This window comes from Flavobacterium sp. (assembly GCF_039930565.1).
Lineage (GTDB): Bacteria > Bacteroidota > Bacteroidia > Flavobacteriales > Flavobacteriaceae > Flavobacterium.
In genome coordinates this window covers 1-24,725 of the sequence record NZ_JBDTTP010000002.1, presented here as the reverse complement: position 1 = coordinate 24,725, position 24,725 = coordinate 1, and the positions used below count along the sequence as shown (strand labels likewise).

Below are 24,725 nucleotides of genomic sequence, written 5' to 3'. Positions count from 1 at the left end.
TATGAATTACTAATTTTCAATGTTTAAAACCAATTTACTTTCGGTATTTTGACATTTCTTTTGCAACAGCAATAGACTGTGGGTTTTCTGTTTTTTTTAACTCAGAAATGATATTTTTATAATTATGATCGTCACGGCTTTGCGAGAGTTTTTTAGTAGACTGAATTTCGTCAATTTCTATCTCAAAACCAAAAATTCCTTTAACCTGACGCATGGTTTTGGCAGACAAATCTTCAACACGAACAGGATTTTCTGAATTAGCTTCATATTTATCAACTAACTTTTTAAGCTGCTCTGTTGTGTTACGTTCGTTAATAATTTTAATTCTGCCATAAACATGTACAGCAATATAATTCCACGTTGGTACATTTTCATGATCATACCAGGAAGAAGAAATATAGCTGTGAGGTCCAGAAAATATAGCGAGAACCTGATCATTTTCTACGAAACCTTCTGCCTGCGGATTTAGCCTGGAAATATGCCCTTGTAATATTTCTTTTCCATCAGAATTTATTTCAAGTTCTATCGGAATATGAGTGGCACATAATTTTCCATTTGTCTGATTGATCAGAATTCCAAAACTGTTTTCTTTTAAAAAAATCCTGATCGATTCCGGATCTTCATTTTTATAGATGTCAGGTGTGTACATTTTTATGAATTAATTTGATCTGAATTTTTCTTTCTAAAATTAAATATATTAAGATTCACACTAAGCCATAAAACAGCAATTCCTGTAATAGTAAAAATAATTCCTCCGATGATAAATTGTGTTGTAAAGTCGTCAGAAAATGCTGAAGTAATATTATCAAATAATCGGGAAAACACTCCTTTTCTGAAAAATTTCAGCCTTAAAATGATGTACATTACTATTGAAACCAAAATGGTGTTTAGGGCAGACAATTTATTTTTCCAATTCAAAAAAGCTATCAGTATGATTCCTAATGACAAGCCTAAAAATATCCAGATGTATATGCTGGGTAAAAAATTAAAAATTGCATCTTTGGTAGGGAACAATCTATTCCAGCATTCTGATTTTTCATCTTGAAAATGGCTTGTAGCACAAATAAACTCTTCAGCTACTGTGTAAAATCTTAATTGCAAAATGCCATGAATCAGAAAAATCATTCCAACCAATTGAATAAAAACCACTCTGATATTAAGTTTTTTCATTTAGGAATTAATTAGTGAATTACTAGATTACATTCACTTCTGCTTCGATATGAATACCGAAAGTTTCAAAAACAGTTTTTTGAACATCTCTTGAAACCGCTAAGATTTCCTGTCCTGTCGCATTTCCGTAATTCACTAAAACTAAAGCCTGATTTTTATGAACCCCTGCATCTCCAAAACGTTTACCCTTAAAACCGGCTTTTTCAATTAACCAGCCAGCGGGAACTTTTACTTCGGTTTCTGAAACTTCATAATATTTCATTTCTGGAAATTTCGTATGGATATTCTCGAAATCTGATTTCAATAGAATCGGATTTTTAAAAAAACTTCCGCTGTTTCCTAACTCTTTCGGGTCTGGCAATTTACTTTGTCTAATGGCAATCACGGCATTGCTTACATCTTTTAAAGTTGGAATTTCAATTTTATTTTTCGCAAGTTCTGCAGCAATATCTCCATAAGAAATATTGATTTTATGATGGCGTTTGGTTAATTTATAAATAACGGATGTAATAATGAACTTATCTTTTATTTCATTTTTAAATACACTTTCACGATAACCAAAATGGCATTCGGCATTGGTGAAGGTTTTTATCTCCTGAGATTCAATGTTCATAGCTTCACACGAAACAAAAGTATCCTTGATTTCGGTTCCGTAGGCTCCGATATTCTGAACGGGTGTAGTACCAACATTTCCGGGTATTAGCGACATATTCTCTAAGCCTCCAAAATTATTTTCGATGGTGTAAAGAACGAAATCATGCCATCTTTCGCCAGCCTGGCTTTCTACCCAGACAAAGTCATCATCCTCTTTGATTATTTTCTTTCCTTTCAGATCAATATGAATCACAAGTGCCTCAATATCTTTAGTTAAAAGCATATTGCTTCCGCCTCCTAAAATAAATTTTTTCTCGTTTTTATTTTCCTCTAAAACAGTTTTTAACTCATCAGTTGAATGAACAGCAACAAATTTTTTCGCTTTGGCTTCAATGCCAAAAGTATTGTAGTTTTTTAAAGAAAAATTGGATTGAATTTCCATAAATAAAAAGGCTTTGAAGAATTGATTCTGACTTCAAAAGTAAGGATTATAATTTATTTGAGTTGGATTTTAATAAAAATGTCAGTTGTAATTTAAGAAGATATTTTAAGAAATGAAGCTAAGGTTTTCTATTGTTAATCTGTATTTAAATAAAAAATAGCCTTCAAAATTTGAAGGCTATTAAATAATATATTATTTAATTTTTATTTTAAAGCTAATTTTTCAGAAAGGGATATTGAATTGTCACCAATTATTTTTGAGGCTATTTCCATTTTATTTTTTCCAAAAGTTTCATCAAAGGATTGCCTGTTATCCTTGTCTTTATAAGAAACAACAGTTTTCTTTCCTGATTTGTCTAAAATATCTTTAATTATATTTTTCATAACAGCATCATTTTAATAGTACAAATATAAACAATTTTATTTTAAGTGATCTTTAATTTTAAAAGTTATAAAACTGTATGTTCTGCTTTTTTCAGGGTCATAATCCTGATATTCAATAGTATCTGTATTGATAACTGAATGCAGTTCTTTGCCGTTTTCTTCATTTTCAGTAATTTTTAAATCATGAATTATGCAGCCTTTGATAATAAAACAACTGGCAATAGATTGTAAATTTTTATTTAAATCCATTTTATACAGTCTGTGTTTTGCAGATGTATTGCCATAAAAAGTCAAAATTGATTCTGGAGAAGTGGATAAAAAATCCAAAGCACAGGTAAAAACTGTTTTTAGAACTTTGTCCTTATCTGCTTTGTTATTATCCCTGGACATATCAGAAATCAATTCCTTGCCATTTTTGTCAATAAAAATATTACCAAATCCTAAATTATAAAATTTTTCTAAACCAGGGTGAGGATATTTTATCATTGCAATTCTCTTCGGAATGTCTTTTTCTCCATTGCTTACAAAATCATATTTGGTATGCAAGGGATTATTGTCGACTTGTTCAAAGTCGTAAGATTCGTTAATTAAATCTTCCATTCGTTAGTTTTTAGCATTCCAATATCTATTCAATAATTCATGATATTGATCTGAGATAATCTTCATGTTAATGTGGTAATTGGCATTTTCTTCTACAAATTTTCTGTTTTGTAAAATCGCTTCATTTCTTGAATCTTGATTTTCAAAAGCCCAAACAAGTTCTTCAGCCAGTTTTTCAATATTATCAATTTCAATCAATTGTCCGTTTTTGCGATGTGTAATCCAGCTTTGATTTCCTGGGATATCTGAAACAACAGGATAACAATTACAGGCCATAGCTTCAAACAAGGAAGCAGAAACCCCCTCTGTAATGGGCATGCTGATATAAATATTAGACTGCTGTAAAAATTTAGGAAGTTCTGTATTTGGAATTCTTCCTGTAAAAATTACTTTATTTTCAATTTGTAAATTTTGGGCTAAATCTTTCAGAGATTGTAACCGGGTTCCGTTGCCAACAATGGTTAAGGAAAAATCAATTCCTTTTTGATGTAAAATGGCAAAAGCTTTTAAAATAGAATCATGACGATATTCGGGTTGAAGTGAACGGGTAACAATAGCTTCAATTTTATTTGAATTATTAATGTAGGGCGAGAAAGCGGATAAGTCAATTCCCTTTGGAAGAACCAAAACCTTTTTCATATCAACACCAATTTCTTTCATAGAAATGGTCATGACCGGACCCCATGCGTGAATCAAATGAGCTTTTTTGAATGCGTATTTCTGAATGAATTTCTTAAAAGGATATAAAACAGAATCTTCCGGCCATAAATCGGTCCGGCCTTGCTGGGCAATTGCAATTGGATGCATCCCTGAAATTGCAGCGAGAAAGCCATAACTGGTTGTTCTTTCAGCAATAATCATGTCCGGTTTTTCTTTTCGGATTGTTTTCCGAATCGAAACAGGAGCGAAGCCATATTCTAAAATCCGTTTGAAACGATTTAGTTTTGAATTGTTTGGTGTCTGAAGTTCCCATGTACAGATTTCAAAATCGCCAAATTCCCTTAAACCGTTCATCCAGGTAATCGCATCTGCACGATAGGATTCTCCTAAAAAAAGTATTTTCCTTTTTTTCATTCTGTCAGCTTAAGATTCATCCGTTTCTAAAGCGCGATTAATGAATTCGTTTAAAGGTTTTAATGCAATGAGTTTTTTGCTCATTTTTGAAACAAAGTCTTTTTGGGTAACTTCTTTTATGTCGAATTTCTGTGAAGCGGTATAACTTTTCAATTTTAAAAATTCAATTGCAGGATGGTCTTTCTCATACCCCCTTGGTGGGTTTTTAAGCGAACTGTTTTCGTTTATATCCAAACTTCCAAATTCTTTTTTGAAGTTTTTGTCGGCTAAAGCAGCTTCCAGGTCATCATAAAAAAAGGCAATTTCCTTTCGTACTTTTTTTAATTGATCAGCATCCGGCGAATAAAATCCTCCGGCAATAAAACTCGCACCTTTTTCAATATGCACGTAATATCCGGAACGGTTGGCGCCTTTGGCACCTGTTGACATCCAAACACCTAAATGCGCTTTATAAGGTGATTTGTCTTTAGAAAACCGAATATCGCGATTGATACGGAATGTACAGTTTTTAACTTCTAGTAATTCCAACGAAGGATCAAGCGGTTTCATTGCATCCAGAAAATCACTTACTAATTGATGGTACTCTTTTTTGAAAATCTCGTATCGTTTTTTGTTATCCTGAAACCAATCCCTGTTATTATTGATTTTTAAATCGTCTAAAAATTTCAATGATTCTTTTGTAAGCATATCAGTGTATTTATTGCAGTTGTTTTTTTAAATCTTGCTCATCTATATAACCCAGATTCTTCCATTTTACTTCGTGATTTTGGTATAGAATAACAATCGGAAGCTGATCAATTTTCATTTGGGTTGCTAATGTTTTGTTTTTATCGACATCAATACGAATGATGGTTACTTTATCTGCCAATTCTTTTTGCATTTTTAAAAGATACGGTTCCATTTTTTTACATGGCGCACACCATTCGGCATAAAAATCAACCAGCACTTTTTTGTCGGTATGCAATAATTTATTGAAATCGTCCTGAGTCATTCCAATCTGTTTAGTAGAATTTTTCATCATGCCATCCGCTTTCCATTTTAAAATTCCACCTTCTAACTCGTAAACTTTTGTGAAACCTAATTCATTAAGTTTTGCAGCGGCTTTTTTGCTTCTTCCTCCACTTAAACAATAGACAAAAACAGGTTTTGATTTGTCGTAACTATCAGTTTTAGAAACAAAATCAGGACTATTCCAGTTTATGTTTACTGCATTATCAATATGTTCAGAGGTAAATTCGTCAGGAGTGCGAACATCCAGAACCAGAGGATTTTTAGTAAATTTTATTTTTTCAGAAAATTCTTTTGGGGCAATCTCTTCAAAATTACCTGTTGTTTGACCGTTGCATGAAGTGAATATCACAAGAACAAACATTAATATGGTGGGAGAAAATTTCATAATTATATTTTTATATAGGCTAAATTAATGATTTTCAATTTTGATTCCGAATGAAATTATAAATTGAATATTTTATAGCTTTGATGAGTCGATTTTACAATTGTTTCCGTACGTTCCGGATGTGTATCCGAAATAAAAAGCTGTCCAAATGTTTCGCTGTTAACCATTTCTATAATTTTAGAAACGCGGCTTTCATCTAGTTTGTCAAAAATATCATCAAAAAGCAACAGCGGTTTTACGCCGCTTTGTTTCTTCAAAAACTCAAATTGGGCTAATTTCAAAGCAATCAAAAATGACTTTTGCTGACCTTGTGATCCGAATTTTTTTATAGGATGGGAATCAATTTCAAACGATAAGTCATCTTTATGAATTCCTACACTTGTATAATGTAAAGCCCTGTCTTTATTGATGTTTTCCTCAAGAAGGGTTAGTAAATCTTTTTCTAACAAATGGCTTTCATAAACCAATTGCACCGTTTCTTCAGAACCCGTTATTGCCTCATGGTGTACCTTAAATATAGGGACGAATTGTTCGAGGAAATCTTTTCTTTTTTCAAAAATAGATTTCCCAAAACCATTTAATTGTTGATTGTATATAGATAAGGTATCATTGTCAAAAACATGGTTGAGGGCAAAATATTTCAGCAGGGCATTTCGCTGTACGATTACTTTCTGATATTGAATAAGCTGATGCAGGTAAGTTGAATCTGATTGCGAGATTACGCTGTCCATAAATTTTCGGCGTGTTTCGCTTCCTTCTACAATTAAATCCCGATCTGCCGGAGAGATAATAACCAACGGAATGAATCCTATATGGTCTGAAAATTTATCATACGCTTTCCCATTTCTTTTCAGTACCTTTTTTTGCCCTTTTTTTAAACTGCAGACAATTTGTTCCGTTCTTTCATTTTTTTCTAATTCAGCATCAATCACAAAAAACTCTTCTCCGTGCTTGATGTTTTGTACGGCTAACGGATTAAAATAACTTTTCCCGTAAGCCAAATGATAAATGGCATCGAGCACATTGGTTTTGCCAATTCCATTTTTGCCTACAAAACAGTTAATCTTGAGATCAAAATCAAAACTTGCTTCAGAGAAATTTTTGTAATTGAATAAGGAAATTTTGTTTAAATGCATTTTGTAAGAAACTGTAAGGGTAAAATTCAGTGTTTTGAACAACGAAAATTTGAGGGTGCAAATTATCGAAAATTATCCATATAAAAGGTTTTTAGCACGTTTCAGGATAAATTATTTTATTGCTTAACTGAAAGTAATTACGATTGTTTAAATTATTTAATATAAAATAGATATAAAATTGATTTTTTTTACTTCAGTTTCAATAAAAATTTTATTTTTGCCGTTCACTAAATTAATTTTAAATGGCTACTTACAATAAAAGAGGATATAAAGCACCAAAGGAAAAGGAAGTTAAAGAGGAGGTTGTGAATGAAGAACAACAAGTAATTCTTGATGGAAAAAACAGTACTACAGCTGACGTTTTTTCTAAATTAGATGAAACTGCTTCAAGAACTGAGGATTGGGTTGCTAAAAATCAAAAAATCATTATTGGTTTAGTTGCTGGTATTGCTATTGCAACTATTGGTTATTTAGCTTATCAAAAATTTATCGAAGCACCTAAACAAGACGAAGCCGCAAGCGAAATGTTTGTTGCACAGCAAAACTTCGAAAAAGCAACTAGCGGTGTAGCAAGTGATTCATTATATAAATTGGCTTTGAATGGTTCTGAAGGTAAATTTGGATTCATTAAAATTGCTGAAGAATATTCTGGAACAGATGCAGGAAACTTAGCTAATTATTATGCCGGAATGGCTTACCTGAATACGAGTAAATTTGATGAAGCAATTAAATATTTGGGTGAATTTAAATCAGATGATGCTATAGTTAATGCTTTGGCGATTGGTGGAATTGGAGATGCTTATTCTCAAAAAAACAATCAAAAAGATGCTTTAAGCTATTACGTGAAAGCTGCAGAATCGAATAAAAACGATTTTATTACACCTCGTTTCTTATTAAAAGCAGGTAAAACGGCAATTGCTTTAGGTCAAAAAGAAGAGGCGCTGAAATATTTGACAGATATAAAAGAAAATTATGATGGTACTCCGGAAGCTTCTTCTGTAGATGCCTTGATTGGATTAGCACAATAATATAAGTAATAGAGTTCAGATTTAGATTTAAGATTTGTAATTTAGCAATCTGAAATTTATTCTAAAATATTAAAGATGGCTACTGAAAATAAAAATTTATCAGAATACGATAAAAACACAATCCCAAATGCGAAAGAATTTCGATTTGGGATTGTTGTTTCTGAATGGAATGATACCATAACTGAAGGACTTTATAATGGGGCTTTTGAAGCGTTGATAGACAATGAAGTTCCTGTTCAGCAAATTATCCGTTGGAATGTTCCCGGAAGTTTTGAGTTAATTTATGGAGCAAAAAAAATGCTGCAAACGCAAAATGTTGATGCCGTTATTGTAATTGGATGCGTAATTCAGGGACAGACAAAACATTTTGATTTTGTTTGTGAAGGTGTTACACAGGGAATTAAAGATCTTAATGTGCAAACTGATATTCCTGTTATTTTTTGTGTTTTGACAGACAACAATATACAGCAATCTATTGACAGAAGTGGAGGGATTCATGGAAATAAAGGCACAGAAGCGGCAATTGCGGCTATTAAAATGGCTTATATTCGTCAACAGGCATCAATGTCACACCCTTTTAATCAGCCTTTACTATCTTCAGGAGCAATTCAAATCGAAGAAACCCCAATAAAAATAGATAAACAATAAAATACAATTGTTTTAAAATACTAAAACCTATACCATGTAAAATAGTATAGGTTTTTTGTTTTTTTTATGATTAAACATGATCAAAAACAACGTATAAATTCATTAAATTTGTACACCTTGGTTTGATTTTTTTTAAACCTTAAATGTCAATTGATTGGCAAAACTAACCTTAAACACAATTTTTAATGTCGAGTATTATTCAATTACTTCCTGATCATGTCGCGAATCAAATTGCCGCCGGTGAAGTGGTTCAAAGGCCGGCTTCAGTGGTAAAAGAACTATTGGAAAATGCTGTTGACGCAAAAGCAACCGATATAAAACTCATTATTAAGGATGCTGGAAAATCACTGGTTCAGGTTATTGATAATGGTTTAGGAATGAGTGTGACAGATGCAAGAATGTGTTTTGAACGTCATGCTACTTCAAAAATCCGTCAGGCTGAGGATTTGTTTTCATTGTGCACGAAAGGATTCCGTGGTGAAGCGTTGGCTTCTATTGCAGCAATTGCACACATGGAAATGAAGACCAAGCAGGATCAGGAAGAGCTGGGGACACATATTGTTATTGAAGGAAGTAAATTTGTCTCTCAGGAAGTGGCGGTTTTACCTAAAGGAACTTCTTTTGCAGTCAAAAACCTGTTTTTTAATATTCCGGCAAGGCGTAATTTTTTAAAGTCGGATACGGTTGAATTTCGCCATGTAATGGATGAATTTCAAAGAGTAGCTTTGGCACATCCCAATATTCATTTTACATTTTATCATAACGGAAGTGAAATGTATAATTTGCCTTCTTCTAATTTCCGTCAGCGGATTGTAGGGATTTTTTCAGGCAGGACCAATGAAAAATTAGTACCTGTAAACGAAGATACTGAAATCATATCGATTCAGGGATTTGTGTGTAAACCAGAATTTGCAAAGAAAAACAGGGGCGAACAGTTCTTTTTTGTAAACGATCGTTTTATTAAAAGCGGTTATCTGCATCACGCCGTAATGGCGGCTTATGACGGGCTTTTGAAAGACGGCTGTCAGCCCAGTTATTTCCTGTATTTACAAGTTCCGCCTAATACAATTGACATCAATATCCATCCCACGAAAACTGAAATCAAATTTGATGATGAACAGGCTCTATATGCTATTTTACGAGCTTCAATCAAACATAGTTTGGGTCAGTTTAATGTATCTCCGATTCTTGACTTTGATCGTGATTCTAATTTGGATACACCTTATCATTACAAAGATGTAGAGGCAGAAACTCCAACGATTCAGGTTGATGGAACTTTTAATCCATTTACGGATGACAAAACGAATAAGCATTATTCTAAATCTGGTTCGGCGTCTGGTTCGGTTTTTAATTCATCATACTCAGGATATTCAAAAAGAGTAGAACCGACTGCGAGTTGGGAAAGTTTATATGTAGGTTTGGAAACTGAAAGTATTGAAAGTTCTCCATTTACTTTCGAAAATGAAGAAGTAACTTCTTCGCTTTTTAATGATAATGATGTAGAGCAGGCCGTTCAGAAAACGTATCAGATTCATAAAAAATATATTGTTTCACCGATAAAATCAGGAATGGTAATTGTCGATCAGCAAAGGGCTCATCAGCGTATTTTGTATGAACAATTTTTATTAAATATGACGGTAAATCAGGCGTCAAGCCAGCAATTGTTGTTTCCGTTGAATTTATTTTACTCCTCTGATGAAATGACATTGATAGAAGAATTAAAACCCTCATTAGAAACCACAGGTTTTGTTTTTGAGCTGCCTCAAACCGATCATATTGTAATTTCCGGAATTCCGGTCAATATTACCGAAAGTGAAGTTTCTATGGTTATAGAGCAGTTGTTGAGCGATTTGCAGGACGGAATTCCGGCGAGCAGTTACAGTCAGAATGATACTATTGCCAAATCGATGGCTAAAAGTTTAGCGGTTAAGACTGGATCTTATTTAACCGAAAAAGAGCAGGACAATCTGGTCAACGGATTATTTGCCTGTAAAGATCCCAATATTTCACCTTTTCAAAAACCGACTTTCATCACCATGCGTGTGGAAGATATAGATAAAAAGTTTGCCTTATGATGAATATGACTGAAACTGTAAAACAGTTAATTATAATAAATGTTCTTTTTTTTGTTGGAACTCTTGCTTTAGGACATTTTGGTCTTGATATGAATCCAGATATGAATCCGGCTTACAGAATTTTAGCACTTTACTATCCTGAGAATAATAATTTTGAATTATGGCAGCCTATAACTCATATGTTTATGCATGGTGGATTTATGCATATTGCTTTTAATATGTTTGCTTTATATTCATTTGGTTCAGCATTAGAGCATTTTTGGGGTAGTAAAAAATTCTTGTTTTTTTATATTTCTTGCGGTTTGGGTGCAGCTTTATTGCACACTGCGATAAATTACATTCAAATACATTCTCTTCTAGATTCAGTTTCTAGTTTGAATTTGTCTAAATCTGAGTTACAATTAATACTGAATGCAGATTATAAATCACTTTTTGATTCTAATGGGCAAATGGTGGCAGGAAATATTAGAACAATTTTAGAAAAGGCTGGATGTAATCAAGAACAATTTGGTGTTTTGTCTGAAGCAACAGCTATCTCAAGGGGTACAGTTGTAGGAGCTTCTGGAGCTATATACGGATTACTTACGGCTTTTGCTTTTATGTTTCCAAATGCTGAACTGGCATTAATGTTTATTCCTGTTCCAATAAAAGCAAAATATTTTGTTCCAGGACTTTTAGCTATTGATTTATTTTTAGGTTTTAGAGGAAGTTCATTGTTTGGTAGCGGTGGTACTGGAATCGCTCATTTTGCTCACATTGGTGGAGCGATAACTGGGTTTTTAATGATGCTCTATTGGAAAAAAAATCAGTTTGATAAAAACCGTTGGAATTAATTTTTAACTTTAAATAGTAATATAAACTCAAAAGCTTTTATGAATATTCTGGATGATTTGAAATTGCAATATAAATTAGGCGGTATCGCCATGAAGCTTATCTATTGGAACATTGCTTGTTTTCTGATTTCGTTAGTGTTTTTCTGGCCGAATTTTACAGGCGCGTTCGCTTATCCAAATTGGTTGGCTTTGTCGTCAGATCCACAAGTGTTTTTGTTTAAACCCTGGACACTTTTAACTTATGCTTTTTTTCATTTTGATTTTTGGCATCTGTTATTTAATATGATGGTTTTAAATTTTGCAAGTAATTTGTTTTTAACTTTTTTTACTCAAAAGCAGTATTTAGGATTATATATTTTAAGTGCTCTTTTTGCCGGACTGGTTTTTGCCTTAAGTTTTTATTTTTCTAATATTTATGGATCTATTGTTGGTGCTTCTGCGGCTATAATGGCAATTCTAGTTGCTGCAACGACCTATTCTCCATTAATGAATGTGCGTTTGTTTTTATTCGGAAACGTAAAGCTTTGGCATATAACTGCGGTGATTTTGATTTTAGATTTAGTGCAATTACGTTCTGTTAACATGGGCGGTCATATTTCGCATTTTGCCGGAGCTTTTTTTGGCTTTATATTTATTAAATTACTTCAGAACGGAACCGATTTGAGTGTGATAATTTCCAGAATTTTAGATTTTTTTGCTAACCTATTTGGTAAATCTTCTTCGACTCCTTTTAAAAAAGTGCACAAAAATTATAATAAACCTTCAGAGAAACCAATATCAAGAATTGTTACTAAAGATAAAACCCAACAGCAGATTGATGAGATTTTAGATAAAATTAGCCAGTCCGGTTACGATTGTCTCACTAAAGAAGAAAAAGAATTTTTGTTTAAAGCAGGTAAATAAACCGATAATTAGAAATATGAAAAACCTGTCCTGGTTTAATAAAATAATGTTTTTTCTAAATATAGTATTGACTGTAGTGACTTTTACTGTCTATATTTTACCTTTTCTTGCACCTAAAAGCTTTCCGCTTTTATCAGTTTTGACATTATTTATGCCGGCATTCTTCATACTAAACGCCTTGTTCTTTTTTTACTGGGGAGTACAGTTTAAAAAACGCTTGATTTTGTCAGGTTTGGTATTATTGACGGGAATTACTTTTATCAGTAAATTTTATAAATTTTCTAATAAGGAATATGTCGAAGATGAAAAAAATTTCTCGGTAATGAGCTATAATGTGCGGCTTTTTAATGTTTTTAAATGGCTGGATCGTGATGATATTCCATCAAATATCACAACTTTTATCAATGAAAAGGATCCTGATATTCTGTGTATTCAGGAATACTCAAACTCTGCACATTTGGATTTAAAAGTATATCCGCATCGTTATATTTTTATAGATGGAAATCAGATTAAAACAGGGCAGGCCATATTTTCTAAATTTCCCATTATAAATGAAGGCAATATTATTTTTCCTAAATCGGATAATAATGTGATTTACGCTGATATAAAACGCGGGAAGGATATTATTCGCGTTTATAATATGCATTTACAATCTATTAAGATTTCTCCTGATGTTGATAAAATATCTGATGATATTGACAATGTAAATCAACGAAAATCGCAACAAATTTACAGCAGAATCAGTAAAGGATTTACACAGCAGCAGGAACAGGCAGAGGTTTTTAAAGAGAATATCAAAGAATGTAAATATCCCATTATTATTTGTGGGGATATGAATAACAGTCCGTTTTCATATGTTTACCGAAATATAAAAGGTAAATTAAAAGATACCTTTGAAGAAGCGGGAAAAGGTTTTGGAGCTACCTATAAATTCAAATATTACCCGGCAAGAATCGATTATATTTTTGCGGATAGTAAAATGAAAATTAAAAAATTCGAAAGTTTTTCGGATTTTGAAAATTCGGATCATTATCCAATAATGACAATACTTTCTATGGATTAAGGATGAATCAGTTTTTGTGTTTTCAAGTAATCCATTGCAAATTTACCTTCATTAAAAAGCAAATCCAAAATACTCAGATTGTTTATAAAGCCATGTTTGTCATCAAAAACCTGTTGGTATCTCTCAAATGAATTGGTGTCTTTTTTACCATTTGCCAAATATCTAAAATCACAAGTATTTACTGTGTCATGAAAATATTCGCTTGTTTTGCCGAACTCCAATTTCATTCGTAGACACTTGGTCGTTATTTCTAAAACTTCCATATTTAAATCCATTAAAAAAGTATGTTTCTTTTCGAATACAGGCGTAATATCATCTTCAAAAAATTCAAAAAAAGGAGAACTTCTATAAGCAGCTTCCAAAGATTTAAAATGTTGTTTTTGCCAGTCAAATTCATTTTCTATCAACACATCTTTTGTTTTTTGATGTGCATTTTTAGAATGTTTAACGGGAATATTTAAGAGCTGTATGCCATTGGGACTATATATGTACGTTCTGTTTCTGTTGGTTTGCTTCTGAAAATTATCTTCCATTTCAAAAGTAATACTTTCAGATTGTGCCATTACTGCAAAATGGCTAATGGATGGAAAATAGGTTGGAAGTAATAAGGAATTCATATTCATTAAGTTTTTAAGCTTAAAATTGAAAAGTCATAAAGCCGGATCAAACACGACTTTATGACTTTTCAATTCAGACATTAGGTAATATTATTTGCTTTCTTTTCTTTTTTTCCAAAAATAGTCACCAATAAAATATGCAGCCAGAATAATTAAGAAGTATTTGAAATAAGATTGCGGCTGACCGTCGCCATCAACAGTAGTAAAGACTCTGTCCCAACGAATTTTATTGATTCCTTTTCCGTTTGTATCCCAGCTTAGCCAAATAAAAACAGGTTTTCCTACAATATGATCGCTAGGAACAAAACCCCAGTAACGGCTGTCTTCAGAATGGTGACGATTGTCTCCCATCATCCAGTAATAATCTTTTGTAAAAGTATAACTGTTCGCTGGCTGTCCGTTAATTTTTATTTGGTTGTCTTTTATTTCTAATTTATTGTTTTCATAGGTACCAATTATTCGGGAATATAAACCTATATTTTCGCTATTCAATTGTACAGTTGCTCCGGCTTTAGGAATCAATATGGGCCCATATTCATCCATTGTCCATTTTCCGTTATGAGGAAAAATTTCTGTGCCACCAGGTTTTTTATCTACATATCGAATTATAGAATCAATTGCCTTGTTTTTTCTTAATTCATCAGCAGCCTTCAAAGTAAGATTAGCATTTGCTTCTGCAAGATATTGTTCCTGCGCATATATTCCGGTACTTTGAATTACAGTTGCTGGTAATCCGTTAAATCCGGTTTGTATGGTAAATGAATTATCAGGATTTTGATTAGCATTAATGATATAAGGTTTAACAGCTTCTAACTGATCATCAGAAGTCGGCTTTATAATGTAAGTCCTTGAGAACTCAGTAGATCCGGTAGTTTTCAATAATTCATTTGATATTCCTTTAGCGGCATATATTTTATGCTCATATTGAGGTTTTGCTCTTTCCGGCAGCACTAATTTTTTGCCATTTATAAATACAAAGCCATCTATTATTGTTAAATTATCACCAGGAATTCCAACGCATCGCTTGACATAATTAGATTTTTTGTCAATTGGTTTTATTACACCTGGTCTTCCTTTTGGTTCAAAAAAGTAATGCACCGTATCGACTGGCCAGTTAAACACAACAATATCATTATTTTTAATTTTCTCTAAAGCAGGCAGTCTAAAATAGGGCAATTGTGGCCAGCTTAAATATGATTTATTTTTTGTCAGGGGAATAGAATCATGAACCATTGGTAATGCGACAGTTGTCATAGGAACACGAGGTCCGTAATTTACTTTGCTTACAAAAAGAAAATCACCAATTAATAAGGATTTCTCTAACGAAGAAGTTGGAATAGTAAAAGGCTGAACAATATAAGTATGTACTAATGTTGCTACTATTATGGCAAAAAGCAAAGAATTTATAGTATCTCCTGCTTTGTTCTCTGAAGTTAATTTTCTGTCCGGATTATGTACTAATTTTTGGGTATAATTTACATAGTAAATGTAAAATCCAAATGTAAAAATCCCTAATATTGTATCTAAAGTTGATTTCTTTCCAAAAGTTCTTAAAGTTTCCACCCAAACAACAGGAAACATAATCAAATTAATAATTGGGATAAAAAGTAAAATAGTCCACCATGTTGGGCGACTAATAATTTTCATCAGAACTATCGAGTTATAAACAGGGATTGCTGCTTCCCAGGATTTTCTGCCAGCCGCCTGATATAATTTCCAGGTGCCTAAAAAATGTATTATTTGTACAGCCAGGAAAAAAATAAACCAAAGATAAAGTGTCATAATTTTATATTTTAGTTCTGAAATTCAGAATATTTTTATTTAATTTTTATTTGGATTCCAGGTTTAAAACGTCTTTCATTGTATAGATTCCTGTTTTACCGGCTAACCATTCAGCAGCAATAACGGCCCCTAAAGCAAAGCCTTCACGATTGTGTGCAGTATGTTTTAACTCAATATTATCAACTGTAGAATTGTATGTTATACTGTGAGTTCCCGGTACATCACCAATTCTTTTTGTTTCTATATGTATCTGATTAGCTTTTGCTTCTTCTAAAGTCCAGTTAGTATAATTACTATTTTCTATAACTCCTTTTGCCAGAGAAATTGCAGTTCCGCTTGGAGCATCTAGTTTTTGTGTATGATGAATTTCTTCCATTGCTACTTTATAAGAATCAAACTGCGACATGATTTTGGCTAAATATTCATTCAATTCAAAGAAAATATTTACGCCAAGGCTAAAATTTGAACTTGAAATAAATCCTCCTTTTTTTTCATGGCAAAGTGCTGCCATTTCATCATAATGTTCCAGCCAGCCTGTAGTCCCTGATACTACAGGAACATTATTGTTAAAACAGCTTGAGATATTGCTTACTGCAGCAGTTGGAACACTGAAATCGATGGCAACGTCAGCTGTTGAAAGTCCGTCATAAGTATTAAATTCGTCTTTCTTCAAAACTATTTTATGACCTCTTTCTAAAGCTATTCTTTCAATTACCTGACCCATTTTTCCGTACCCTAAAAGTGCAATTTTCATTTTGTATATTTTTTTATTTAAATTGGAACATGCCGAATTTAAAAGTTGTAATTAAAAGTTAGTCCAACATTTGGTTTAAAAGTTACATCGTTGGGATAAATTTCCGGACGTAAAGACAGTCTTTCGTTAATATTAAACTGAAGTAATGCGGCATCTACATTGGCGTCGATTATATTTAATGCATAAAATCCAACAACAAATAAAGCAGATAAATCACGATTACGCTGATAAAATTTTTGACCATCAATAAGTCTGCTGTCGTCTAGATAATCGTATTTTCCTCCAGTGCCTATACCATATCCTTCAAGTCTCCTTTTGTATTCGTCTCGATAACTATGATATTTTTTATTATTGTCAAGATAAAAATACAGGCTGGTACCGATTGCTCCATAAACCAAAGGAATTTTCCAGTATTTTTTATTGTAAGCTTGCCCTAAACCTGGTAAAATTGCCGAATAAAAGGCTGCTTTTGCAGGCGTTAGTGGGTCTATTTCCTGCATCTTGGTAGTGTCTTTAGCGACTAAAACCGTTTCTTCCTTTACCTGGGCAAAAAGAGAGACGGTTCCTAAGAAAAAGAACAGTAGGATTATGGGGACAATTTTATTCACTACCCGTTTATTAATTTTATAATTCTGTTAAAGTCGGCTTCTGAGTTAAAAGGAATTGTGATTTTTCCTTTTCCGTTACCCGCAACTTTTATATCAATTTTTGAACCAAAATAATCATTAAAAGTGTTTTTGTGTGTTTCTTTAACTACAAATGAAGAATCTGGCTTTGTTTTTCCTTCTGCTTTTGGTTTTAAACTTTCATGATAGTTTTTTACCAAAGTTTCTGTTTCGCGAACAGATAAATTTTGGCTTACTATTTTTTGGTAAATATCAGTTTGGATATCTAAATCTTCAATATTGATAATTGCCCGGCCATGTCCCATGCTAATAAAACCATCACGGATACCAGTTTGAATAATTGGATCTAATTTTAAAAGACGCAAATAGTTTGCGATAGTAGAACGTTTTTTTCCAACGCGTTCGCTCATCTGCTCCTGTGTTAATTGAATTTCATCGATCAAACGCTGGTATGAAAGTGCAATTTCGATAGGATCTAAGTCATGACGCTGAATATTTTCAACCAAAGCCATTATTAATGATTCATTGTCATTTGCAATACGAATGTAAGCAGGAACATGCGTTAAGCCAACCAAAGTCGAAGCACGTAAACGACGTTCTCCGGAAATTAACTGGTATTTATTAAAGTCCATTTTTCGAACAGTAATTGGCTGGATCACACCAAGTTCCTTGATAGAAGTCGCTAATTCACGTAATGATTCTTCATTAAAATTACTTCTGGGCTGAAACGGATTAATTTCTATAGCACTTATTTCAAGTTCAATAATATTTCCCACCACTTTGTCAGCGTTCTTATCTTCTACTGATGTAATGTCGTTTTCCGGATCTTTTAGTAAGGCTGATAATCCTCTTCCTAACGCTTGCTTTTTAATTGCTTTTGTCATAAAAAACTATTTGCTGTTTTTCTTTATAATTTCCTGAGCCAGACTAATATAATTAACTGCTCCTTTGCTGGTTGCGTCATAATTAATAATGCTTTCACCAAAACTTGGGGCTTCACTTAATTTAACGTTTCGTTGAATAACGGTATCGAAAACCATATCATTAAAATGTTTTTGAACTTCCTCGACTACCTGATTCGATAAACGCAGCCTCGAATCGTACATAGTCAGCAATAAACCTTCAATATCTAAATCCGGATTGTGAATTTTCTGGATACTTTTTATAGTATTCAATAGTTTTCCTAACCCTTCCAATGCAAAATATTCACATTGAATTGGAATAACAACAGAATCTGCAGCTGTTAAGGCATTCAAAGTTAAAAGACCTAATGAAGGCGCACAATCAATAATGATAAAATCGTATTCATCCTTAACGCTTTCTAATGCTTTTTTCAGCATATACTCTCTGTTTTCCTTATCCACCAATTCGATTTCAATGGCAACTAAGTCAATGTGGGCCGGAATAACATCAACATTCGGAGCTGAGCATTTTACAATACTTTCTTTAGGTGTATGGCTGTGTTCCAATATCTGGTAGGTTCCAATTTCAACAGAATCTACATCAATACCTAAGCCAGATGTGGCATTTGCCTGAGGATCAGCATCAATTAGTAATACTTTTTTTTCTAAAACACCTAATGAGGCAGCAAGATTTACTGATGTAGTAGTTTTTCCAACGCCTCCTTTTTGATTAGCAATCGCAATGATTTTGCCCATTTATTTTCTAAATTTTGAACCGTAAAAATACAATTATTTATGGTTTTTGAAAATCTATTTTGTTAACATTTGCTAAACATTGTTCAGCCTTTTGTTTGGTGGGTGTCGGGATGAATTTATTTTTTAAATATCATAAATAAGCCCGGAAATTTCTTTATGTTTATAATTTTCAGGTTTGGAATTACAAGTGTAAATTGTTTAAAAATAAAATTAAATAAGTTTAATTTTTTTCTTTCAAATCTTTTATCAGACTTGCTGTGAAAAATAAAATCGTAATCCCTCCAAGTACAATACAAAGCCACATAAACCAGCCTTGCTGCCAAAAAGATTTGTTGTCAATTTGATTTTTGGGTATTTGATTTCGTTTCATATTGTAGATGTAAGTTTGAGGCAGAATTTCTGAAATATTGTTTTTAAAATCAGATAAATCATAATCTGGCTCAGTTAGGTTTTTATTTCCTGTTTTTATACTGTATTTTTCATTTGCATTTAAATCTGCAATAATAGAAATTGGTTTTTGACTGTATTTTATTTTCGAAACCAATAAAGGCAGGTTGTCGTGATTTTCTATTTTGATATAAAAATTTTTTTCGAATATTTCCGGAACTTCAAAACTGTTTTTGGTGTTTGAATTTAATTCGAATGAGACAATTTCTTCATCGACTATTTGATATTTTCGTTTGTTCTGAATTGCTGTTTTCTTGTAAATAATAGCTTTACGTTTGTAATAAGTTGGCTTTGAAATCTCAAAGGTAATATTGTTGATAACTTGGGGTCTGTCAAAAAGGACATGAATTTGAGTTTCTTTTTCTGGTGAAATTTCAGATGTTGTCGATTTTTTGGGCTTAATTTCCTGTACTATATTTTTTTGAAACTGTGTGTTGAAATTCCCAACTTTTAAAACATTAATTGGAAGCGTTTTTCGGTCATCAAAATCAATTCTCAAATAGTTATAGATGCTTAAAGGATATGAAATTGTTTTCACTATACTTGACTCTGTAGAGCTGTTTAAATCGTATAAGGTTTGCGAATTTGAGATTCCAAACCATTCTTTCAAATCATTGCTTCCGGAGATAGAATAGTTTTTTTCGACATCAGCGTTAGCGATAAATAACGAAATCTGGTTGTTGTTTTTTACAGAACGAGTTTCAATAACTATTGAAGTGCTTTTCTTAGGGAAAACCATTTTTGAAACAATGTTATATTCTTCAAATGAATTTAATAAAGCTTCAGAATTACTCTTTATAAAATAAGGGATTTCATTTCCTTTCGCATTAAAAATCCTGACATCGCTCAAATTCTGTTTTGAATAAGATCGAATATCCGGGGACAGAACAATTTCATGGAAACCATTTTCTGTAACTTCTTTTATTTTTCCCGTTGTTTGAAATTGGCCAAAAGAAAGGTTTGTCAGGAATAAGAATATAAAAAAATTATTTAGTTTCATTGGTTTCATTAGGTTTGGTTTCATCAATAACTAGGACTTTGATTTTTTGATAAACAAATGAAATAATCAAAATTAAGATTCCCAAAAGGATAAATGATATAATTTTTCCGGTTTCAGAAATATTACTGATGTCGTATATAAATAATTTCAAAATAGTTAATCCAAGTAAACTTAATGCAATAATTCGAATCGTTTTGACTTGCTTTTTTATTCCGATAATTAAAAATAAAAAGGCCAGAATTCCCCAGAGAATTGGAAAACCTGTTTTTATTATTTTTGTTCTCGCTAATTCAATTGAATCTTCCGCTATTAATTCACGCAGATAAGGGATTTCTAATTTGTAACTTGCAAACATTGGACTGGTTTGTATGTCATGTAAAGTGACTGGAGAATTCATTAATACAAGTCCATGAAGCATAACTTCTGAACTGGCAATATAAATAATAAAAAATGCTGCAGCCCAGACAAAAAACTTTTTGTTGAACATAGAAAGAATCATCTTTTCAGAATTTATTTTATATAATAAGAATCCAAAATAAACGATAATTAGCAATGAAATATAATGCAGATAAAAAGCAATTGATTTTCCAGTACCAGAAGCCAATATATCTTTATGTTCGATGAATGCATAATTGCTAAACCAAAATGCAAACAGAATAATATTGATTACAGCAATTAATGTTGTAGCATGATTTCCTCCTTCGGTTTTCTTTTTTACTAAGTGTGTTGCCAGCAGAGCAAAGAATAGTAAGTGATAAACAATAGGCAGGGCAGCAGCAGAACTTGAGTTAGTTATGGCATAATTTGATTGATAGGTAACTTCAAATATTCCAACCAGATAACCAATTACATATCCTAATCCTAAAATTAATTTTTTATATTTTTCCGGATTGAATTGAATACCTAATAGTTTAATTCTTTCACTTTCATGTTTCAGTAAATGTGACACGGCAAACAGAGATATTACCGCAAAAACACCTGTTGTAAATATTGAATTAAGTACAATGTTTAAAACGGCATTGCCATTATAATACTTGTTCCAGTCCATTATCAGACTGATTATCATAAGGGCATGAACAATTACTGAACCAAATCGATAACTTGAAATTTTCGATTTTTGAGAAAGCCACAATAGTAAAACAGCTTCTGCAGCCCAGAATAAAGTAATATAATTGCTTTCAAACTGAATTGGAATTGCCAGCGTTATAAAAGTTAATGTTAGACCAATAAGTAAGTAAACTGCTTTTTTATCCAGTCCGAATTTTTTATAAAGGAACCAGGCATAAGTTAAATTCAGCAATGCAATTGCGGTAGTAAACAAACCTCTTAATTCCGGATGAAAATTGGTTAAGATAGCCATTCCCGCGGCATAGAATAAGAAGGTGTTGCTTGCCAGAATAGTCAATTGGGTTTTAGAAAATTCTCCTTTTGTTCTTATATTATTAATGATATTCATTAAAATAAAAATAAAGTAAAAGGTAAATCCAAATAATAAAGCACCAAGATAATGTGGTTTGTCATTAGTCAAATCATCAGCAAGCCATCCTCCGTAAAGTAATACTGTAAAAATATAAGTAAGCAGGTTAACAAGATTCCATTTTTTGTAATAGGCAATGGCTAAAATTCCAATGTTCAGAATAATGATGTAACTAAACAACACGATATAACTTCCTGAACCTGTACTGACCATAAACGGGACTGCAAAACCCCCAATTAAGGAAAGAACGGCAAGTTCAATTCTATTATAGGACAAGGATATTAAAGCACTGAATGCAGTAATTACAACCATTATTCCAAAAGCTACACTTTGATTAAATAAATGATAATCATGAAAAGCTATTCCAATTGTAAAATAAAAAATTGCAATGGCACCGGCCACAATAACCGAACTGAAAGCAGCATAATTTTTACGCAATTTATGGGCAATTCCCATCACTAAGGCTCCGCACAAAACGCCGATTCCAACACGTGCCGGTTCGTTGATCCAGTCCTTATCAATGGCATATTTTACAAAATAGCTGATACCCAGAACCAGTATTAAAACACCAATTTTATTGATTAGGTTTTCACCGATGAATTTTTCCAAATCCGGATTTTGTTCTTTGAAATTTTCCCAAAATGATTTTTTTGGAATAATTGGAGTTATAGGCTTTGGAGTTATTTTTTCAGCAACAGGAGTTGTTTTATTTTCCGTTGAGAAAACAACTTTTTCTGTTTTTTCTTGAGTAATAGGCTTTTCAATAGTTGTTTGCGGTACAGCCTTATCTTCTTTTGGTTTTTCAAAACTAATTTGTTCTTTAGGAATAATAAAAGAGGTAGCCGCTGGTTTTTCTACAGGGTTTTCAATTGTTTTTAGAATGTCTATCTTTTTATTAAGTCTCTGAATAGCATCCTCGATCTTATCAAATCTACTTTTCATAGTGTTAAGAACAAAAATCAATAAACCAAATAATCCTGCTAAAAGAAAAACCTCCATATTGTTATAAATAAAATGTTTCTAATTGGTAAATATAATAACATTTCGATAGGGTAAGTTTTTTTTGCTTAAAAAGAATTACAGGCATAGAAGTCTTTTTTTTGAATGATGGAAGAATTTGTAGTATCGCAGAAAGACAGCCTGCTTATAAAAATACATATATTTGAAAATCATAAGATTAAATTAATAACAATCAACATAAGGCTGCTAATGGATGAAATCAGGAAATATTTTGAAAAAAAAGTAAAAATTACCGACCAAGAGTGGAATGTTTTTTCTTCCAAACTTGTTAGAAATCAATTTCCCAGGAAAACGTTACTTTTAAAATCAGGTCAAACCGAAAATTATCTTTCATTTATTGAAAAAGGTATTATTCGTTTTTATATTACAAAAAAGGAAAGTGATTTTACGTTTTCTTTTTCTTTTGAAAATGAATTTGTAAGTGCATACGATTCTTTCCTTACCCAAACACCCTGTGCATATGATTTAGAAACACTTTCTGACACCATTCTTTGGCAAATTTCATTTAATGATCTTCAGGCTATTTATGCAGAAACTGAAATAGGTAATACGATCGGAAGATTTGCAAGTGAAGGTTTATACCTTGAAAATGTAAAAAGAGAAATCTCTTTATTGACTGAAACCGCTGAGCAGCGGTATTTAAACCTTTTCACAGAACAGCCCCACCTTATACAAAAAGTTCCATTAAAATATATTGCATCATACATTGGTATTACTCCCCAGGCGCTGAGCAGAATTCGTCGGCGTATTTATTAACCCAGGTTCATTGTTTAATGCAATAGTTCTTTTGAACTTTACAAAAAAAAGAACAAGATGCCTGAAATTATTTTAACTACCGTTTTTTTTGTTACGCTGATCATTTTGAAACTATTGCAAAATGAATATAATTATACCCTTTCAGCCAGAATTGCCATGTCAGCAATGTTGATAACAACCGGAATTGCACATTTTGTATTTGTTAAGGGATTTTTGCTGATGCTGCCTGATTTTATACTTTATAAACCTGAGTTAATTTACTTTACGGGAGTTGTCGAATTCATTGCGGCAATTGGGCTTTTATTGTCCAAACACAAAAAATTAACGGGTTGGTTGCTAATTGTTTTTTTAGTACTGATAACCCCTTCAAATATTTATGCCTCCTTAAAGCACGTAAATCTTGAAACTGCCACATTTAATGGAGAAGGTCCTCTTTACCTTTGGTATAGGATTCCTTTACAAATCTTTTTTATAGCATGGATTTATTTTTCGTGCATAAAGCCAATAAAAAGCCGAAGAAATATCATTTAGCTATCTATGTATTCCTTTTTTAAGAATAAATTACTATTATAATCTTTTAATGTATAGTTAGTTAATCGGATATAGATTATGACTAACTCATATTCTAAAGAGGTAATTAAATAAGTAGATATAGTTGTACAAAAAAAGCCGAACATTTCTGTTCGGCTTTTTGTCGGGGTGGGAGGATTCGAACCTGCGGCCTTCCCGCCACACGGCGAGACGCAATCCCAGGCTATATTATATCTCGTACTTGAAAGCTATATCTTTAAGATATCTTTTAGCGCCACGTTTTTTTATTTTTGTTTCCAGTAAAACAGCTTCAGACCTTGAATTAAAAACAATATAATAAACAATTTTCCATGGGATGCCACTTTTTGTAGAAGTTGATAATCCATTATTATGTCTTTTTAGTCTGTCATCGATATCATTAGTTTGTCCGATATAGAATTTTGACTTGGTTGTGCTGTAAAGAATATAAGTATAATACATCGTGAAAGGTTTTATAAACAAAAAAAGCCGAACATTTCTGTTCGGCTTTTTGTCGGGGTGGCAGGATTCGAACCTGCGGCCTCCTGCTCCCAAAGCAGGCGCGATAACCGGGCTACGCTACACCCCGAACTTATTTATACATAGATTTTACTGCGGTCTTCCCGCTGAAAAGCGGGACGCGATAACCGGGCTACGCTACACCCCGTAAGCGGATGCAAATATAGTAATAAAT

At 32.5% G+C, this 24,725-nt stretch carries 26 protein-coding genes and 1 tRNA gene; 8 read left to right on the top strand and 19 right to left on the bottom strand.

Annotated features, from left to right (window positions below; translation table 11 throughout):
- Window positions 1–34: 34 nt before the first annotated feature.
- From ABI657_RS00860 to recF, 9 genes are all read right to left on the bottom strand, one after another.
- The gene (locus ABI657_RS00860) at window positions 35–649 is read right to left on the bottom strand and encodes an FMN-binding negative transcriptional regulator (protein ID WP_348095342.1); all 615 of its coding nucleotides are present in this window, start codon (window positions 647–649) and stop codon (window positions 35–37) included.
- A 2-nt stretch (window positions 650–651) separates the two neighbouring features.
- The gene (locus tag ABI657_RS00855) at window positions 652–1,170 is read right to left on the bottom strand and encodes a hypothetical protein (RefSeq protein ID WP_348095341.1); all 519 of its coding nucleotides are present in this window, start codon (window positions 1,168–1,170) and stop codon (window positions 652–654) included.
- 22 nt (window positions 1,171–1,192) lie between these two features.
- A complete protein-coding gene (gene murB, locus ABI657_RS00850) occupies window positions 1,193–2,206 on the bottom strand; it encodes a UDP-N-acetylmuramate dehydrogenase (protein ID WP_348095340.1) in 1,014 nt (337 codons plus the stop codon).
- Between the two features lie 203 nt (window positions 2,207–2,409).
- Entirely contained in the window at window positions 2,410–2,589 is a 180-nt protein-coding gene (locus ABI657_RS00845) for a hypothetical protein (protein ID WP_348095339.1), read from the bottom strand.
- A 36-nt stretch (window positions 2,590–2,625) separates the two neighbouring features.
- Window positions 2,626–3,189: a hypothetical protein gene (locus tag ABI657_RS00840; RefSeq protein WP_348095338.1), complete on the bottom strand. Its 564-nt coding sequence runs from the start codon at window positions 3,187–3,189 to the stop codon at window positions 2,626–2,628.
- Window positions 3,190–3,192: 3 nt separating this feature from the next.
- Window positions 3,193–4,263 carry a glycosyltransferase gene (locus tag ABI657_RS00835; protein WP_348095337.1) on the bottom strand — a complete coding sequence of 357 codons (1,071 nt, stop codon included), beginning with the start codon at window positions 4,261–4,263 and terminating at the stop codon, window positions 3,193–3,195.
- Between the two features lie 9 nt (window positions 4,264–4,272).
- Entirely contained in the window at window positions 4,273–4,950 is a 678-nt protein-coding gene (locus ABI657_RS00830; RefSeq protein ID WP_348095336.1) for a DUF2461 domain-containing protein, read from the bottom strand.
- A 10-nt stretch (window positions 4,951–4,960) separates the two neighbouring features.
- Window positions 4,961–5,659, bottom strand: a complete 699-nt coding sequence (locus tag ABI657_RS00825) for a thioredoxin domain-containing protein (RefSeq protein WP_348095335.1) — start codon at window positions 5,657–5,659, stop codon at window positions 4,961–4,963.
- A 56-nt stretch (window positions 5,660–5,715) separates the two neighbouring features.
- A complete protein-coding gene (recF, locus tag ABI657_RS00820; RefSeq protein ID WP_348095334.1) occupies window positions 5,716–6,795 on the bottom strand; it encodes a DNA replication and repair protein RecF in 1,080 nt (359 codons plus the stop codon).
- 242 nt (window positions 6,796–7,037) lie between these two features.
- Here recF and ABI657_RS00815 point away from each other — a divergent pair, with 242 nt between their 5' ends.
- From ABI657_RS00815 to ABI657_RS00790, 6 genes are all read left to right on the top strand, one after another.
- Window positions 7,038–7,823, top strand: coding sequence for a tetratricopeptide repeat protein (locus ABI657_RS00815; protein ID WP_348095333.1), 786 nt, complete (start codon window positions 7,038–7,040; stop codon window positions 7,821–7,823).
- Between the two features lie 75 nt (window positions 7,824–7,898).
- Window positions 7,899–8,471, top strand: a complete 573-nt coding sequence (gene ribH, locus ABI657_RS00810) for a 6,7-dimethyl-8-ribityllumazine synthase (protein WP_348095332.1) — start codon at window positions 7,899–7,901, stop codon at window positions 8,469–8,471.
- Between the two features lie 185 nt (window positions 8,472–8,656).
- Complete coding sequence (gene mutL, locus ABI657_RS00805) at window positions 8,657–10,546, top strand: DNA mismatch repair endonuclease MutL (protein WP_348095331.1); 1,890 nt, start codon at window positions 8,657–8,659, stop codon at window positions 10,544–10,546.
- On the top strand, window positions 10,543–11,379 hold the full coding sequence (locus ABI657_RS00800; protein WP_348095330.1) for a rhomboid family intramembrane serine protease: 837 nt from the start codon (window positions 10,543–10,545) through the stop codon (window positions 11,377–11,379). The genes mutL and ABI657_RS00800 overlap by 4 nt, the downstream gene beginning before the upstream one ends.
- 39 nt (window positions 11,380–11,418) lie before the next feature.
- Complete coding sequence (locus ABI657_RS00795) at window positions 11,419–12,282, top strand: rhomboid family intramembrane serine protease (RefSeq protein WP_348095329.1); 864 nt, start codon at window positions 11,419–11,421, stop codon at window positions 12,280–12,282.
- A 16-nt stretch (window positions 12,283–12,298) separates the two neighbouring features.
- Entirely contained in the window at window positions 12,299–13,345 is a 1,047-nt protein-coding gene (locus ABI657_RS00790; RefSeq protein ID WP_348095328.1) for an endonuclease/exonuclease/phosphatase family protein, read from the top strand.
- Here ABI657_RS00790 and ABI657_RS00785 read toward each other — a convergent pair.
- The 8 genes from ABI657_RS00785 to ABI657_RS00750 form a co-directional block, all read right to left on the bottom strand.
- A complete protein-coding gene (locus ABI657_RS00785) occupies window positions 13,342–13,962 on the bottom strand; it encodes a WbqC family protein (protein ID WP_348095327.1) in 621 nt (206 codons plus the stop codon). The genes ABI657_RS00790 and ABI657_RS00785 overlap by 4 nt on opposite strands.
- 90 nt (window positions 13,963–14,052) lie before the next feature.
- Window positions 14,053–15,744: a signal peptidase I gene (gene lepB / locus ABI657_RS00780; RefSeq protein WP_348095326.1), complete on the bottom strand. Its 1,692-nt coding sequence runs from the start codon at window positions 15,742–15,744 to the stop codon at window positions 14,053–14,055.
- A gap of 46 nt (window positions 15,745–15,790) precedes the next feature.
- Window positions 15,791–16,498 carry a 4-hydroxy-tetrahydrodipicolinate reductase gene (dapB, locus tag ABI657_RS00775; protein WP_348095325.1) on the bottom strand — a complete coding sequence of 236 codons (708 nt, stop codon included), beginning with the start codon at window positions 16,496–16,498 and terminating at the stop codon, window positions 15,791–15,793.
- A gap of 38 nt (window positions 16,499–16,536) precedes the next feature.
- Window positions 16,537–17,106 carry a DUF5683 domain-containing protein gene (locus tag ABI657_RS00770; RefSeq protein ID WP_348095324.1) on the bottom strand — a complete coding sequence of 190 codons (570 nt, stop codon included), beginning with the start codon at window positions 17,104–17,106 and terminating at the stop codon, window positions 16,537–16,539.
- Entirely contained in the window at window positions 17,106–18,008 is a 903-nt protein-coding gene (locus tag ABI657_RS00765) for a ParB/RepB/Spo0J family partition protein (protein ID WP_348095323.1), read from the bottom strand. The genes ABI657_RS00770 and ABI657_RS00765 overlap by 1 nt, the downstream gene beginning before the upstream one ends.
- Before the next feature lie 6 nt (window positions 18,009–18,014).
- Window positions 18,015–18,782: an AAA family ATPase gene (locus ABI657_RS00760; protein WP_348095322.1), complete on the bottom strand. Its 768-nt coding sequence runs from the start codon at window positions 18,780–18,782 to the stop codon at window positions 18,015–18,017.
- Between the two features lie 220 nt (window positions 18,783–19,002).
- Window positions 19,003–20,229 carry a hypothetical protein gene (locus tag ABI657_RS00755; RefSeq protein WP_348095321.1) on the bottom strand — a complete coding sequence of 409 codons (1,227 nt, stop codon included), beginning with the start codon at window positions 20,227–20,229 and terminating at the stop codon, window positions 19,003–19,005.
- A complete protein-coding gene (locus tag ABI657_RS00750; RefSeq protein WP_348095320.1) occupies window positions 20,216–22,648 on the bottom strand; it encodes a DUF2339 domain-containing protein in 2,433 nt (810 codons plus the stop codon). Before ABI657_RS00750 ends, ABI657_RS00755 begins: the two co-directional genes overlap by 14 nt.
- A 267-nt stretch (window positions 22,649–22,915) precedes the next feature.
- Here ABI657_RS00750 and ABI657_RS00745 point away from each other — a divergent pair, with 267 nt between their 5' ends.
- Together ABI657_RS00745 and ABI657_RS00740 are read left to right on the top strand one after the other, a co-directional pair.
- Window positions 22,916–23,482, top strand: a complete 567-nt coding sequence (locus ABI657_RS00745) for a Crp/Fnr family transcriptional regulator (RefSeq protein WP_348095319.1) — start codon at window positions 22,916–22,918, stop codon at window positions 23,480–23,482.
- A gap of 57 nt (window positions 23,483–23,539) precedes the next feature.
- Complete coding sequence (locus ABI657_RS00740) at window positions 23,540–24,013, top strand: hypothetical protein (RefSeq protein WP_348095318.1); 474 nt, start codon at window positions 23,540–23,542, stop codon at window positions 24,011–24,013.
- A gap of 228 nt (window positions 24,014–24,241) precedes the next feature.
- On the opposite strand, the gene ABI657_RS00735 is transcribed toward ABI657_RS00740, so the two are convergent.
- Together ABI657_RS00735 and ABI657_RS00730 are read right to left on the bottom strand one after the other, a co-directional pair.
- Window positions 24,242–24,493: a GIY-YIG nuclease family protein gene (locus ABI657_RS00735; protein WP_348095317.1), complete on the bottom strand. Its 252-nt coding sequence runs from the start codon at window positions 24,491–24,493 to the stop codon at window positions 24,242–24,244.
- A gap of 52 nt (window positions 24,494–24,545) precedes the next feature.
- Window positions 24,546–24,620: transfer RNA gene (locus tag ABI657_RS00730), tRNA-Pro, on the bottom strand.
- Window positions 24,621–24,725 lie beyond the last annotated feature (105 nt).